The 13,428-nt window shown below is 42.4% G+C and carries 12 protein-coding genes; 5 read left to right on the forward strand and 7 right to left on the reverse strand.

Going from position 1 to position 13,428, the window contains the following annotated elements; genetic code table 11:
• Window positions 1-288: 288 nt before the first annotated feature.
• The 5 genes from tkt to VHE99_11030 form a co-directional block, all read right to left on the reverse strand.
• On the reverse strand, window positions 289-2,283 hold the full coding sequence (tkt, locus tag VHE99_11010; GenBank protein HVV69537.1) for a transketolase: 1,995 nt from the start codon (window positions 2,281-2,283) through the stop codon (window positions 289-291).
• Between the two features lie 415 nt (window positions 2,284-2,698).
• Entirely contained in the window at window positions 2,699-4,891 is a 2,193-nt protein-coding gene (locus VHE99_11015) for a hypothetical protein (protein HVV69538.1), read from the reverse strand.
• A 478-nt stretch (window positions 4,892-5,369) separates the two neighbouring features.
• On the reverse strand, window positions 5,370-5,729 hold the full coding sequence (locus tag VHE99_11020) for a phosphomannose isomerase type II C-terminal cupin domain (GenBank protein HVV69539.1): 360 nt from the start codon (window positions 5,727-5,729) through the stop codon (window positions 5,370-5,372).
• Window positions 5,730-5,941: 212 nt separating this feature from the next.
• Window positions 5,942-6,847 carry an ROK family protein gene (locus tag VHE99_11025; protein HVV69540.1) on the reverse strand — a complete coding sequence of 302 codons (906 nt, stop codon included), beginning with the start codon at window positions 6,845-6,847 and terminating at the stop codon, window positions 5,942-5,944.
• A 157-nt stretch (window positions 6,848-7,004) separates the two neighbouring features.
• On the reverse strand, window positions 7,005-8,033 hold the full coding sequence (locus VHE99_11030; protein ID HVV69541.1) for an L-rhamnose/proton symporter RhaT: 1,029 nt from the start codon (window positions 8,031-8,033) through the stop codon (window positions 7,005-7,007).
• A gap of 315 nt (window positions 8,034-8,348) precedes the next feature.
• On the opposite strand from VHE99_11030, the gene VHE99_11035 reads away from it, so the two are divergent.
• The 4 genes from VHE99_11035 (at window position 8,349) to VHE99_11050 (ending at window position 12,282) form a co-directional block, all read left to right on the forward strand.
• Window positions 8,349-9,305, forward strand: coding sequence for an HlyD family efflux transporter periplasmic adaptor subunit (locus tag VHE99_11035; protein HVV69542.1), 957 nt, complete (start codon window positions 8,349-8,351; stop codon window positions 9,303-9,305).
• A gap of 69 nt (window positions 9,306-9,374) precedes the next feature.
• A complete protein-coding gene (locus tag VHE99_11040; GenBank protein HVV69543.1) occupies window positions 9,375-10,322 on the forward strand; it encodes an ABC transporter ATP-binding protein in 948 nt (315 codons plus the stop codon).
• A complete protein-coding gene (locus VHE99_11045) occupies window positions 10,319-11,458 on the forward strand; it encodes an ABC transporter permease (protein HVV69544.1) in 1,140 nt (379 codons plus the stop codon). Before VHE99_11040 ends, VHE99_11045 begins: the two co-directional genes overlap by 4 nt.
• Before the next feature lie 41 nt (window positions 11,459-11,499).
• On the forward strand, window positions 11,500-12,282 hold the full coding sequence (locus tag VHE99_11050; GenBank protein HVV69545.1) for a 5'-methylthioadenosine/adenosylhomocysteine nucleosidase: 783 nt from the start codon (window positions 11,500-11,502) through the stop codon (window positions 12,280-12,282).
• A gap of 73 nt (window positions 12,283-12,355) precedes the next feature.
• Here the strand turns inward: VHE99_11050 and VHE99_11055 are convergent, their stop codons facing one another.
• A complete protein-coding gene (locus VHE99_11055; protein HVV69546.1) occupies window positions 12,356-12,586 on the reverse strand; it encodes a hypothetical protein in 231 nt (76 codons plus the stop codon).
• A 111-nt stretch (window positions 12,587-12,697) separates the two neighbouring features.
• On the opposite strand from VHE99_11055, the gene VHE99_11060 reads away from it, so the two are divergent.
• Window positions 12,698-13,003, forward strand: a complete 306-nt coding sequence (locus tag VHE99_11060; protein ID HVV69547.1) for a helix-turn-helix transcriptional regulator — start codon at window positions 12,698-12,700, stop codon at window positions 13,001-13,003.
• Between the two features lie 28 nt (window positions 13,004-13,031).
• Here VHE99_11060 and VHE99_11065 read toward each other — a convergent pair whose 3' ends face one another.
• Complete coding sequence (locus VHE99_11065; protein HVV69548.1) at window positions 13,032-13,331, reverse strand: HigA family addiction module antitoxin; 300 nt, start codon at window positions 13,329-13,331, stop codon at window positions 13,032-13,034.
• Window positions 13,332-13,428 lie beyond the last annotated feature (97 nt).

Raw genomic sequence — 13,428 nt, forward strand, 5'->3', positions numbered from 1 at the left:
ATAGAGAAAGCGGTGAAATCTCTAATATAGCCGCAACTTCTTCCCTCTAGCAGCCATGGCTTTTTTCCTTCTCCCGTCTGTGACCGAAGGGAATCCCCTTGTGGGATGGGAGAAGGTGCCCGAAGGGCGGATGAGGAGTGAGTGTGGTTTGGCTTCTAGTTATAGCTACTGCAAGCTTACCCCTCATCCGCCCTATCGGGCACCTTCTCCCATCCCACAAGGGGATTCCCTTCGGTCACAGACGGGAGAAGGAAAAAAGCCATGGCTGCTAGAGGGAAGAAGTTGCGGCTATATTAGAGATTTCACCGCTTTCTCTATATGTTCCACCGTAATACCCAAGGAATCATACACTTCCTGATAAGGCGCCGACTCTCCATAGCGCGTCAATCCCACAATTTTTCCTTCACGGCCAACATATTTGTACCAAAAATCACTGATGCCAGCCTCCACAGCCACACGTGCTTTAATTTTGCGCGGCAATACCGAATCTTGGTAACTGGGTTCCTGCTGATCGAAAACCGTTGTAGAGGGCATGGAAACTACCCGGACTTTATGACCTTTATCGATCAAGCTTTGTCCCGCCGCCATAGCCAGACAGACCTCAGATCCGGTAGCAATAATAATCGCTTCAGGACGCCCGCTGCAATCTAACAGCACATAACCGCCACGATGGATCTGCAGCATGGTTTTTTTATCGCGCTCCTGCTGCGGTAAATTTTGTCGACTCAGTAACAGTGCGCTAGGTCCTTCCATCCTTTCAATGGCAGCCTTCCAGGCGACAGCGGTTTCCACCAAATCGCAGGGTCGCCATACGGCTAGGTTAGGCGTCAGTCGTAATATGGCTGCATGCTCCACAGGTTGGTGCGTGGGACCATCTTCACCTAAGCCAATGGAATCGTGGGTCAACACATAAATGACGCGCTGTTTCATCATGGCAGCCAAACGAATCGCATTGCGGCCATAGTCGATGAAGGTGAGGAAGGTGCCGCCATAGGGGATAAAACCGCGGTGCAAGGCGATACCATTCATCATGGCAAACATCGCAAATTCGCGCACGCCATAATGAATATAATTTCCCGTAGGATCATAATGGTTAAATACGCGAGATAGGCTGTGCCAGGTGTTATTAGAGCCAGTTAAATCAGCTGAACCGCCCATCAGTTCCGGTAATAGGGGTGCGATGGCATTTAAACAGAGTTCTGAAGCTTTGCGGGTTGCGATATTTTGCGGTTTTTCTGCGCAATTGCGGATAAAGACTTGAGTTTTGCTTTCCCATTCTTTGGGTAAGTGTGATTCTGTGCGACGTTGAAATTCTTGTGCCAGGATGCTATTGGCTTTACGGTAATCATGGAACTTGCTGCGCCATTCTTCTTCGAGTTCTGTGCCTAATTTTTTAGCATTCCAATTAGTATAAATTTCAGGAGGAATAACGAAAGGCGGATAAGGCCACTCTAGTTGTTTTCTGACTTCCGCTACTTCAGCCTCGCCTAAAGGTGAGCCGTGGGTTTTCGCGGTACCGGCTAAATTCGGTGAACCAAAACCAATCTGGGTTTTACAACAGATTAAGCTGGGACGGTCGGTGACGGAGCGTGCTTCTTCGATGGCGCTGTAAATGGTTTTGGGATCATGGCCATCGACATGGGGTACGACATGCCAGTTGTAGGCTTCAAAACGTTTAACGGTATTATCGGTAAACCAGCCTCTGACATCGCCATCAATGGAAATGCTGTTATCATCGTAGAAGGCAATTAATTTACCCAACATCTGTGTGCCGGCTAGGGATGCGGCTTCATGTGAGATACCTTCCATCAAGCAACCGTCACCGACAAACACATAGGTAAAGTGATCGATGATATTAATGCCGCCGCGATTAAATTCTGCTGCTAGGGCTTTTTCGGCAATGGCCATGCCCACGGCATTAGCAAAGCCTTGACCTAGGGGGCCGGTGGTGGTTTCAACGCCTGGGGTGTAGCCGTATTCAGGATGACCCGGTGTCTTGGAGTGGAGTTGTCGGAAGTGTTTAAGGTCTTCGATGCTGAGGTTGTAGCCGGTTAAGTGTAACAGGGCATAGTGCAGCATGGCGCCGTGGCCGTTGGAGAGCATAAACCGATCGCGGTTGATCCAGTTGGGGTCAGCGGGGTTATGGCGTAGGAAGTCATTCCACAGTACTTCGGCGATATCTGCCATTCCCATGGGCATGCCGGGATGGCCGGAATTGGCCTTTTGAACGGCATCAACACTTAACATGCGCAGCGCATTAGCAAGCTCTAGCCGCGTAGGCATTCTTTGATAGTCGTCCGTAACGTTGTTCTCAAGCTCTAGCGGGGTGGGCATACTTTAAAGACTCCAGACGTGTGAAAGGGGAGTTGCGTAGATTCAATGGATTATGATAGCAATTGCGGGGAGGGGATTTCAAATGTTACTTGCGGCTTGCGGGGGATTAATGATAGAAGGAAATCCACACGGAAAGAGCTTTGGTACCAATTCGCGCTCTCAAACAGTTTGCCCGCTTATCCGCCTGTCCAGCCCGCTAAAACAAACACGCTGTAAATACGTCCTTGTACACTCCCTTTTTTCATCTATGAAAAAGGGTTTGTTTTAGCGGGCTGGACAGGCGGATAAGCGGGCAAACTGTTTGAGAGCTTACTTGGGTGCTAAGTATACTGATGTTAAAACAAAAAATTAATATCCATCTGGTTCACATGACTAAACATATTGATTTGGAATTTTCTGTACTCTTTGTTTTCTCATTTGACTCATGCTCTTTTAGTAGTGGTGTTTTTAGATTTTTATTTTTTGAATCATATTTAAATCTGGATGAGTTGCTTGTGTTCTTGGTTTTAGAAGTTTTTGGGTGAGTGTCTGATTTTTTCTTTTGAGGTGGTTTCATTGGTGAATGAGGAGTGGGGGAATTGTTTCCATGACGGATTTCTGGTTTTTCTATAGTCCTCCATGATCCTGCATCAATCACTGTGCGTCCGGGAAGTTTTCTTTTCTTATTTTCCTTATTTTTTTTGGGAGTTTGGGATTCAGAATCATCCAAGATAGAAGAAATTGAGTTCGAGTGTGGACGGGAAAAATCACCACTTGAGTCGGAGCGAGAGCGAGAGGAGTCTAGATCACCTTCATCACCTGTTTCCGCAAATGAACCATAAACTGAGTCACCCCCGTTTTTTCCATTTGGCGGTGAACGAAATGACGCAAATGACCGTTCGGAAAAACTTTGTTCGTTATGGACAACGATATTGTTATCTGTATCTGTATTTATAGTTTTTTGTGCAGGAGATTTTTTTTCTTTATCTTTTGCGGCAATACTAAAACTTGCATATTGTGCGGGAGTATTTAAAACTAGACCTATTGCGCATAGGCTCATATTAATTATTGCCAGGGTATCTTCAGAGGTCTCAGGAAAAAAAGCACCAATTGTCTGGCATACAAATTCCGCAAACCCTAGGCTGGAAATAAGACCCTTAGAATTTGAAGCGATATGTTTGGAAATTTTGGGAAGTGATTCAAAGAAACCGTTAATGTAAGGAAGTTCTTTAATTCGCTTCATAGTCGCAGCGATGCTTTTAGCACAACTAGTTTCAGCAAGATACTGCGCACATTGTTGAAATAGATTTATGGCTTCTTCTGGTGAGGGGGTAGTTGGATTTGACTGCTTCTTTTCATCCTTATCCTTTTTAGCCATTTGATGGTAAAGTTTCCAAGTATCATAAGCCAGAGCAAAATAACAAACTACATTGATTACGGAAGAAAGGCCTTGAACGTATTTATCATTCTGTAAATCTTCTTTAGATATATGCGGCAGAATTAAGTTCATAACCTGTGCAACGAGAATGGGAAAATTTCTTTCAAAGGTGACGTTATAAGTAAGAGGGCTGGTTATGGGATAAAGCATCTTGGAGGCGTATGATAATTTGTCCCAAAAACTTTTGTTTTCTGTTGGAGTTGTTTCTGAAGATTTTTTCTCTACTGGGTTTGTTTTTGAAGATGTGGTTCCAAATTTGAAATTAATGCTTTGTGAATAAACATTGACAGGCAATGTCACAGTTGCCAAAAAACTTGCGAAAAGCCCTTTTTCTTTATCGGTTAGGCCAAAAAAATTACCTACAATATTTGCGGCTACTGTTGCGAAAGAAGTGCTGGCAACCCCTCCCTTAATTAAAGCGTTAAAATTAGTTATTATAAGCTTTGCCAGTTCGCTAGGTGTTAATTTTGATTTCTCATCTGTTTTGGGAGATGTTGGGTTTGGTTGTTCGTCTGTTTTCGGGGATGTTGACTTTGGTTGTTGCTCAGTTGATTTTGATTTCTCTTCTGTTTTTTCTAGGCCAAAAAGTTTATTCACATAAGCTAAGTAAGTTTTAGTGTTGCCGAAGCCTAAAGTACCAAAAGAAAGACAGGATAAAATATAATTCAGTATCTTTAAATGTTCATTATCATCGGTTATCTTTTCAGGAAAGTAACCCTTGAGTATGGTTTGTAAAAAATCGACTAGTAGTACGTAAGTTAAAGGATTAGTCAAAGAAAAATAAAGAGCCGAAGTTAAATGGGTGTAGTACTTTGCAGAGGTAGTAAAATCCATTTGTTTTGCCTCAGTAGGCTCAGTGGTTGTTTCTCTTTTGCGTAAGACTGCAGTTAGTTTTGGTTGTTCTTCTTCTTCTTCTTCTTCTTCTTTCAAATTGGTATCCTCTTCGTCCCTCTCTTCCCCGTTAGTTACATCTATTATTACTGGATCAGCTGTATTTTGGTGATTTTTATCTACTTCTGAACCACCGCCATTATCTGACTCTGGACTACTCAATTCGCGATGATTAACTATAGGAGTTGTTGGGCTCAATGGATCACTATCTGGAACTGTAGGAGACTTTTCAATAGGAGCATCAGTCATTTTAAGACCTCATTATTTTTAAACGGAATATTATAAAATTGTAGAATCCATTTTTTATTTCCTTAGCAATTTGATAACAATTCGTTTTGTTATCAGAAATGGGACTAAAAAGTAAGAATAACTTCAGTCTAATTTATAATTATGAAGAAAATATTAAGCTTAGAAGATGAAGATTGTTATGGGCTGAGATTCATTGTCCCGGCGTTAGGAATCACACCCTTTGAAAAAGAGAGCTTATATACCCGTTCCACTTAGGATTTCGGTGTTAGAGCAGCCCATCTTGCACTGATCTTCGTCCGATCTTCAATCGTAAAAACTCGAAATATAACGGATATTCCTGCGTTTTTACTCAATCAGATCGAACAAATCTCAGTACAAGCTGGACTGCTCTAACACCGAAATCCTAAGTGGAACGGGTATATCTTTCCTGCTTTTTCAAAGGTTGGCGATTTCTAGCCGTAGAGAAGGATGGAGAGATTTATTGCCGTCCGTACACATCCTCGATGCGTACAATATCATCTTCACCGAGGTAATCACCTACTTGCACTTCGATAATGGTGCAAACTTGATCGGTAAAATTCTCAATTCGATGCATGGCTTCTTTAGGAATGTAAATACTTTCATCGACGTGATAAACCTTTTGTTGTTCGCCAACGGTTAAGGTTGGTGAGCCTGCGACAACTACCCAATGCTCGGCGCGTTTGAAATGTTTTTGCAGGGATAATCTGCCGCCTGCGTTAATAGTGACGATTTTTACCTGATAGCCTTTGGCCAGTGCCAATGTTTGGTAAGTGCCCCAAGGCCGTTCGTAGATTTTGCCGACGATATTGTTTTGCATAGATACCTTGATGTGTTTGAAAAATAGAAAGAAAGTTTTGGAGCCATATATTGGTACGTAAATAAATTAGGTACCATTAATACTTAAGTGCCATCCACCTGAGATCCCGCGACTTGATCGCAGGATCTCAGGTGGATGGCACTAAGCCAGTGCATTACTCATCTGCACAGTAACCTAGGATGAGCAGTATGGATAGAACCCTATTGCCCGAATCAACCCTGTTGTTGCAAATAACTCATCTCCGCCAAAGCAATAGACCCTAAAATCCCCGAATTCTCACCCAAACCCGGGCTAACCACATAAGAGTCAGTATGTTTAGCCACCGTATCATTGAGAATGTAACCATTTAAAGTTTTTAACATTTCACTTCTGATTTTAGGAAATAATTGTTGCTGTTTCATCACGCCGCCGCCCAAAATAATGCGCATGGGGCATAAAGTCATGGTATAGGTGGCGAGCGCAATACCCAAGTAGTGGGCTTCGATATCCCAAGCAATATGGTCTTGCGGCAAATCCAAGGCAGAATTCACATTCCAGCGCACTTTCATGGAGGGCCCAGAAGCTAAGCCTTCTAGGCAGTTTTTGTGATAGGCACAGACCCCTTCAAATGAATCACGGCGCATATCCTGAAAAATCATAATATGCCCCATCTCGGGATGCTGGGCACCGTGTAGCAATTTCCCATTCACCATAGCACCACCGCCGATGCCGGTGCCTACCGTTAAATAGATGAAATCGCTCAATCCTTTCGCTGCGCCCCAGCGGTATTCGCCAATGGCTGCACCGTTGACATCGGTATCAAAACCTACCGGTAGGTTAAACTCGCGCTTCAGCTCGCCTATGAGATTGTAATTAGACCATTCAACTTTAGCTGTGGGCAGAATATATCCATAGGTTTCGGAATGTTCATTGAGATCTAAGGGGCCGAATATCGCCACACCAATGGCTTTGATATCAGCTTTTTTCTGACACTGGCGTATATATTCATAAACTTCGGCCATAGTTTCTTTGGGTCCGCGCGTACGTATTACCGTTCTATCGTGCAGGTCATCAGGCCCGGAACCGTATACACAGACAAATTTTGTGCCGCCGCCTTCAATTCCAACGAATTGATTCATACGTTACCTCTTTCATGATTTTTGTTTAATTGTAACTATTCAGTTCATTGACGGAAGTAGCACAAAACGGTCAGATTTTTCCTAAATTTTTAGGGGTGAGATTGGGAAAATATGGCCGTTTCAGTCCTGTGGTGAATAGTTATATTTAATTTTACCTTTAACCTAATGATAAAGTTGCACTATAGGCTAAAACCATAACCGCAACAATCAAAGCCATAATAGCAATTAATGCCTTACGCTTTATGCTGGGTTGGCAGTGTTCCCATTCCTTATGCCGCCAACCCCAGAAATTGGACGCCAGTATAATCAATACCATGAACAATGGCCAGACCACGATTGGACCCAGCTTGCCAATTAATAGCGAAGATTTACTATAAAATACTAAAGGCACGTACCAAAGTAGCCCCATAATGCAAGCAAAAATCCAGTTGCGCCCTGATCCAGGCTGAATATAAAGTTTGAAAGAATTATTTTTAGCCTGAGAATAAAGCATGTATCCGCCATAGGCTATAAAACTGCATAATAAAAATACTGGCCAGATAATTATCGCTGATGCCAGAGAATGAATCCCTGAGGCCAGGGCTATTTGTTGCATATTCCCGGTCAGTGCGAAAGTAAAATTCTGTCCTGCTGAGGAGAGTCCGGCGATAATAGAGAGTAATACACCTGCGTGGTACTGGGCTTTTGATGAGGTTTTGGATAATAGCTGCAAAGCGGTATCCCGCTGTTGACCGGCTTTAAAGGAAAGCAGCAAACCGATAATAATAAATACCGTGCCGATTAAGGTAGCAAGGCCAATGGGGGAGAGGATTTGCTCTGGATGTAGTATTACCAAAGGCAATAAAAACCCCAAACCTGTACCTAAGCCAATATTGATAACAAAACCCAGTCCGAAACCTATGATTTCTAGCGCTCGGGCAAAACAAGCCTGGCCGATACCAAATGAAACGCCTCCCAACAAGATAATAAACAGAGTATAGGTAGGCATCAGGTGATAAATCGTTATCACTCTTGGGTCGAGCAGGAATAAGGTGACCCAAGGCAGAATTAAAAAGCCGAATAGTGCATAGCCAAACCAGATATTTTCAAAGCGCCATGGTTGGCTGTATTTAGTAGGCAAGGCAAAAGAACCATTCATGATCCCAGCAAAAATAGCATAAAATATCGCGACTAAAACCGACGGCACTGTGATGGATCTCCAAGGGATAGATGGCTGAGTTTGGGGAGTATAGCATTTACAATTGAAATGGCGACCTTAAACAGCAAATACCTCATACAGCCGTGGCCTTTTTCCTTCTCCCCTTGTGGGAGAAGGTGCCCGCAGGGCGGATGAGGGGTAAGTTTGCAGTAGCTATAACTACTAAAAGCCAACCCAAACTTCCCCCTCATCCGCCCTTTGGGCACCTTCTCCCACAAGGGGAGAAGGAAAAAGGCCACGGCTGTATGAGATGTACTAAAATTAAAAGATAAATGCGTTTTACTTTCATTAAGGAATGAAGCTGTGCTAAATCCTAAGCACTGGATATTACTCGTTGTCATCCTATTGCTATTGACGGCAGGTTGTTCCAGACAAGAAAGACTGCAAGGCTATATCGAAGGCGAATATATTAATTTGTCTTCTAATTATTCGGGTATTTTAAAGCAGCTACTGGTTTCACGTGGCGATTTGGTTAAAGAAAACCAGCTGATCTATGTGTTGGACAGCGAGCCGGAAGCTTCCGAGTTGAGTAGGGCTGAGCAGCAATTGACACAGGCCAAAAATACGCTAGCGGATTTAGAAAACCCCCAACGCGCGACTATCTTACAATCTATTATTGCCCAGCGTGAACAAGCACAAGCCAATCTGAAGTTTTCCTTAGCAACCCTGCAAAGGTACCAAAATCTCTTTGCCCAGGGCGCAATATCTCGCCAACAACTGGATCAAGCCCAATCAGATTATCAGCGTGACCTCAACCAGGTAAACCAGTATGCCGCCAATCTTGCCGAGGCAGAGCAGGGTGCGCGTCAAAATCAAATCAAAGCACAGACTGCAGCCGTATTTGCAGCTGAGGCGGCTGTGGATCAAGCGAGCTGGGAGTTGGCGCAAAAAACGATGTACGCACCCGCCGCCGGTCGGATTTATGATACTTATTACAGAGTAGGCGAATTTGTAACTGCACAGCAGCCAGTCGCATCGCTATTGACCCCTGATAATATTTACCTGATTTTTTATATCCCCGAGCCTGACCGTAGTAAGTTAGCTGTAGACCAGACCGTGGAGTTTAGTTGTGATAGTTGTGAAGGTCGTTTTACAGCGAAAATTAACTATATTTCTCCAGAGGCTGAATATACCCCTCCTGTCATTTTCAGCCGTGAAAGTCGCATAAAACTGGTGTATCGGGTGCAGGCTAGGCTACCATTGGAAGAGGCTAAACGTTTTTATCCAGGTCAGCCGGTGGATGTTTACATCAAGCCCTAATTGTAATTGCTCACCACTAACTTTTCTTTTAGCCAGTTTTGTCTGGCATGACAACTGAACGGATTTTACATGTCACAGCAAAATGCCACTGCTTTTCCAATCTCTTCCCCAGTGATCGATATTAAAAATCTAAGCAAAAGTTTTGCAGGTAAACCGGCGGTTCAAGGGATTTCGCTTCAGGTCAATGCGGGAGAAATCTTCGGTTTCCTAGGTCCCAATGGCAGCGGAAAAACAACAACTATCCGCATGTTGTGCGGTTTGCTAATTCCTGATTCTGGAGAAGGGCAGTGTTTAGGCTATGACATTATCAAAGAAGCTTACGCTATTAAAAAACAAGTCGGCTATATGCCGCAGCGTTTTAGTTTGTATGAAGATTTAAGCATCTATGAAAATTTAGATTTTATCGCACGCATTTACAATTTAGCGAATCGCGAGGAACGAATAGAAGCAAGTCTCATCGATTTAGGATTGCAGAATCGCAGTCAGCAGCTAGCGGGGACTTTATCAGGAGGTTGGAAGCAACGTTTGGCCTTAGCTGCTGCATTATTGCATGAACCCAAACTATTATTGTTAGATGAGCCAACAGCGGGAGTTGATCCTAAAGCGCGCCGAGATTTTTGGGATCATATTCACCTGCTGGGTGAGCGCGGCATCACGGCTTTAGTGAGTACGCATTATATGGATGAAGCAGAACGCTGCCATCGCTTAGCTTATATCATGAACGGCATATTGATGGTTTCAGGTACTGCTCGGCAAGTGATTCAGGCATCAGGCCTTATGACATGGCAAGTGACGGGGGCAAACTTAAGAGAATTATCGAGAAAATTAACTCAGCACTCACAAAAATGGCAGGTAACTGCCTTTGGTAATACCTTGCATATTAGCTATCCACAAGGCAGCAGCCTCACGCAAGACATCGCACTTTTTTCCGACTCACAATGGCATTGGCAACAAGTTTCGCCCAATCTAGAAGATGTATTTGTGCATCTAACACAGCAGCAGGAAAACACGCCATGAGACATTTGCTCTTTTCTTGGTCGCGGTTATTTGCCGTCATCCGTAAAGAATTTATCCAAATGCGACGCGATCGCTTAACTTTCGCCATGATGGTACTTATACCCTTGATGCAATTGACATTGTTTGGTTATGCCATTAATACCAACCCTAAAAATTTGCCCAGCGCGGTTTTAGCTGAAGACAATAGCCCCTATACGCGGGCATTTATCCAAGGGCTGAAAAATACGGAATATTTTAAAATTAGTCATGAAGTGAATAGTGAACAAGAAGCCAAACACTTAATTGATGTGGGTGAAGTGCTGTTTGTGTTTTCTATCCCCAGTGATTTCACCTACCGGCTATTACGCCATGAACATCCCAGTATTTTAGTTGAGGCAGATGCCACTGACCCGGTGACTACGGGTAATGCTTTAGCGGCAGTGCAAATTCTTGCTAGATCAGTATTGGATCAGACGATCAAAGGCAGCGGTTATTATTTAAAGAATCCGCCTCCGGCATATAATGTCATTATCCATGCAAAATTTAATCCAGAAAGTAATACCCAGTACAATATTGTGCCGGCATTATTAGGCGTCGTTTTGACTATGACGATGGTAGTCATTACTAGCCTTGCGATCACGCGCGAGCGTGAACGGGGTACGATGGAAAATTTATTGGCTATGCCGGTGCGGCCGCTGGAAGTGATGGTAGGAAAAATTACGCCCTATATTTTAGTTGGTTATATACAGGTTTGTTTGATTTTGCTAGTCGCAAATTTACTTTTTAAGGTGCCTATTGAAGGCAGTTTGTTATTATTACTTTTTGCTGTTTTACCCTTTATCGCTGCTAATTTAGCTATGGGATTGACGTTCTCTAGCATTGCACAAAACCAACTACAAGCGATGCAGATGGCGTTTTTTTTCTTCCTGCCGTCGATTTTGTTATCGGGATTTATGTTCCCGTTTAAAGGTATGCCGCAGTGGGCGCAATATGTGGGTGAGATATTGCCATTGACACATTTTTTACGGATTGTGCGCGGTATATTGTTAAAAGGTACAGGATTGACAGACATCTGGCGAGAAATTTGGCCAATTGGTGTTTTCATGTTGGTGGCAATGACGATTGGGTTGCTGCGTTATAAGAAAACCTTAGATTAAAATCTGAATATTGATAGTAAAATTTCACGGGGAGACTTCAAGTGTCAATAGGTATTATAGGCGCTATGCCAGAAGAAATAGATATTTTAAAAGCGGATATGACGGATTTAGTTGTTGATAAAACTGCGTCTAGAGAATATTTTTCCGGCAAGCTTTATGGTATTGAAACGACTTTAGTATTTTCGCGTTGGGGAAAAGTAGCTTCAGCTATGGCGGCCAGCACATTGATTGCTAAATATCCTGTCGATAGCATTATTTTTGTTGGCGTTGCCGGTGCGATTGATGACCAATTAAATATTGGTGATGTCGTTATTGCTGAGGAACTTTATCAGCATGACCTGGATGCCAGGCCATTATTTAAACAATTTGAAATTCCATTGACCGGACTTTCTATGCTTAAAGCGGATAAAGCACTTTCAGCATCAGCAGAAAATTCTGCGAAATTATTTTGTCATAATGAGATTAGAAAAATCATTCCCCCTCTGGTATTGAAAGAATTTGATATAATTGCTCCGGTATGCCATCGCGGGATTATAGCGAGTGGTGATGCTTTTATAGCAACTAACGCGCAAAAACAACAAATAGAACAAGCGATGCCGAAAGTTTTAGCTGTAGAAATGGAAGGTGCTGCAGTTGCGCAAGTCTGTGTTGAACATAACATTCCATTTACAGTTGTGCGGACTATTTCCGATAAAGCCGATCATAGCGCACACATCGATTTTCCAAGGTTTATTTCTCAAGTGGCTAGGCATTATTCAAGAAGTATTATTCAATCTATGTATTTGTCATTTCTTCGAAGGTCGGAAAAAAAGATTCGAGGTTGAGTCTCTAGAGTAAAGAATCAATCCACTGATGATGTAGCCCTACACTCCATTTTCCTGGAAAATGGAGTGTGAGTCAGCCAAGTATTCTTGGATTAGCATTTTGTTCCGATGCGTTATGAATTAGTAATTCTAGATTTTTTATATAATCATCAGCAATACAAAATGCTGAATATAATGTATCGTTATCAAAAGCCATCCCATCTTTCAAAAAAATAGTTGAAAAGATAGTACAAGTTAGTATGGCTTTTATTTTTTTGATACAAATGTCAATTTCATCTTTAGTTTCTAAAGAAAGTGCCGACATAAGTGATTCCTGTGTAATGATGAGCCAGAAGCATACTAAGGAAGTCTTAGTATCTCGTCAAGCTAAAAACTAAGATTATCTTAGCTCGTGTTATCAATGAGAAGAGCTAAAATGTCAGAAAAATCACCTATCAGTATGCGACTGAAAGAAGCGCGTTTAGCTGCAGGATTATCTCAAAAACAGCTAGGGATTTTGGCGGGTATTGATGAGTTTGTTGCCAGTGCACGTATGAATCAATATGAAACTGGAAAACATACGCCTGATTTTTCAATATTGTCAGAAATAGCTAGAGTTTTAGAACTTCCAGTAGCTTATTTCTATGTAGAGGATGATGTATTGGCACAAATTATTAGTTTATACGGGAAGCTGAATATAAATAATAAACGCAACGCTTTAAAGTTGATTAGACAGCTTTAAATTATCATCGCTTAAAAAGACTAGGCGCTTAATGAGTGTCTTTATGCTTCCGTAAAACTTTTACTTTTAGATTTTTTTCATTCTTTTTGGCTTTCCACAAATCATAATGAACTTGTTGTGTAAGCCAGCTTTCAGGAGTTGTGTTAAAAGCTTTGGCTAATCGTAAGGCCATTTCTGGACTGATACCTGTTTTACCATTTAACAGCTCTGAGAGTGCCTTTCGTGTTACTCCTAAATCGCGTGCGGCTTGAGTTACAGTTAAGTGCAGGTGTTTTAAGCAAATTTCTCGAATAAATTCGCCTGGATGAGGTGGATTATGCATAATAATAATTTCCTAATGATAATCTAGGATAAATGATGTGATCATGAGTGTTGGTAATGATGACTGTATTGATTTTCTTTTCGAGTTGTATAGTCTGCATAAT

The sequence above is a fragment of the Gammaproteobacteria bacterium genome (assembly GCA_035546635.1).
In the GTDB taxonomy this organism is placed as follows: Bacteria; Pseudomonadota; Gammaproteobacteria; order JAURND01; family JAURND01; genus DASZWJ01.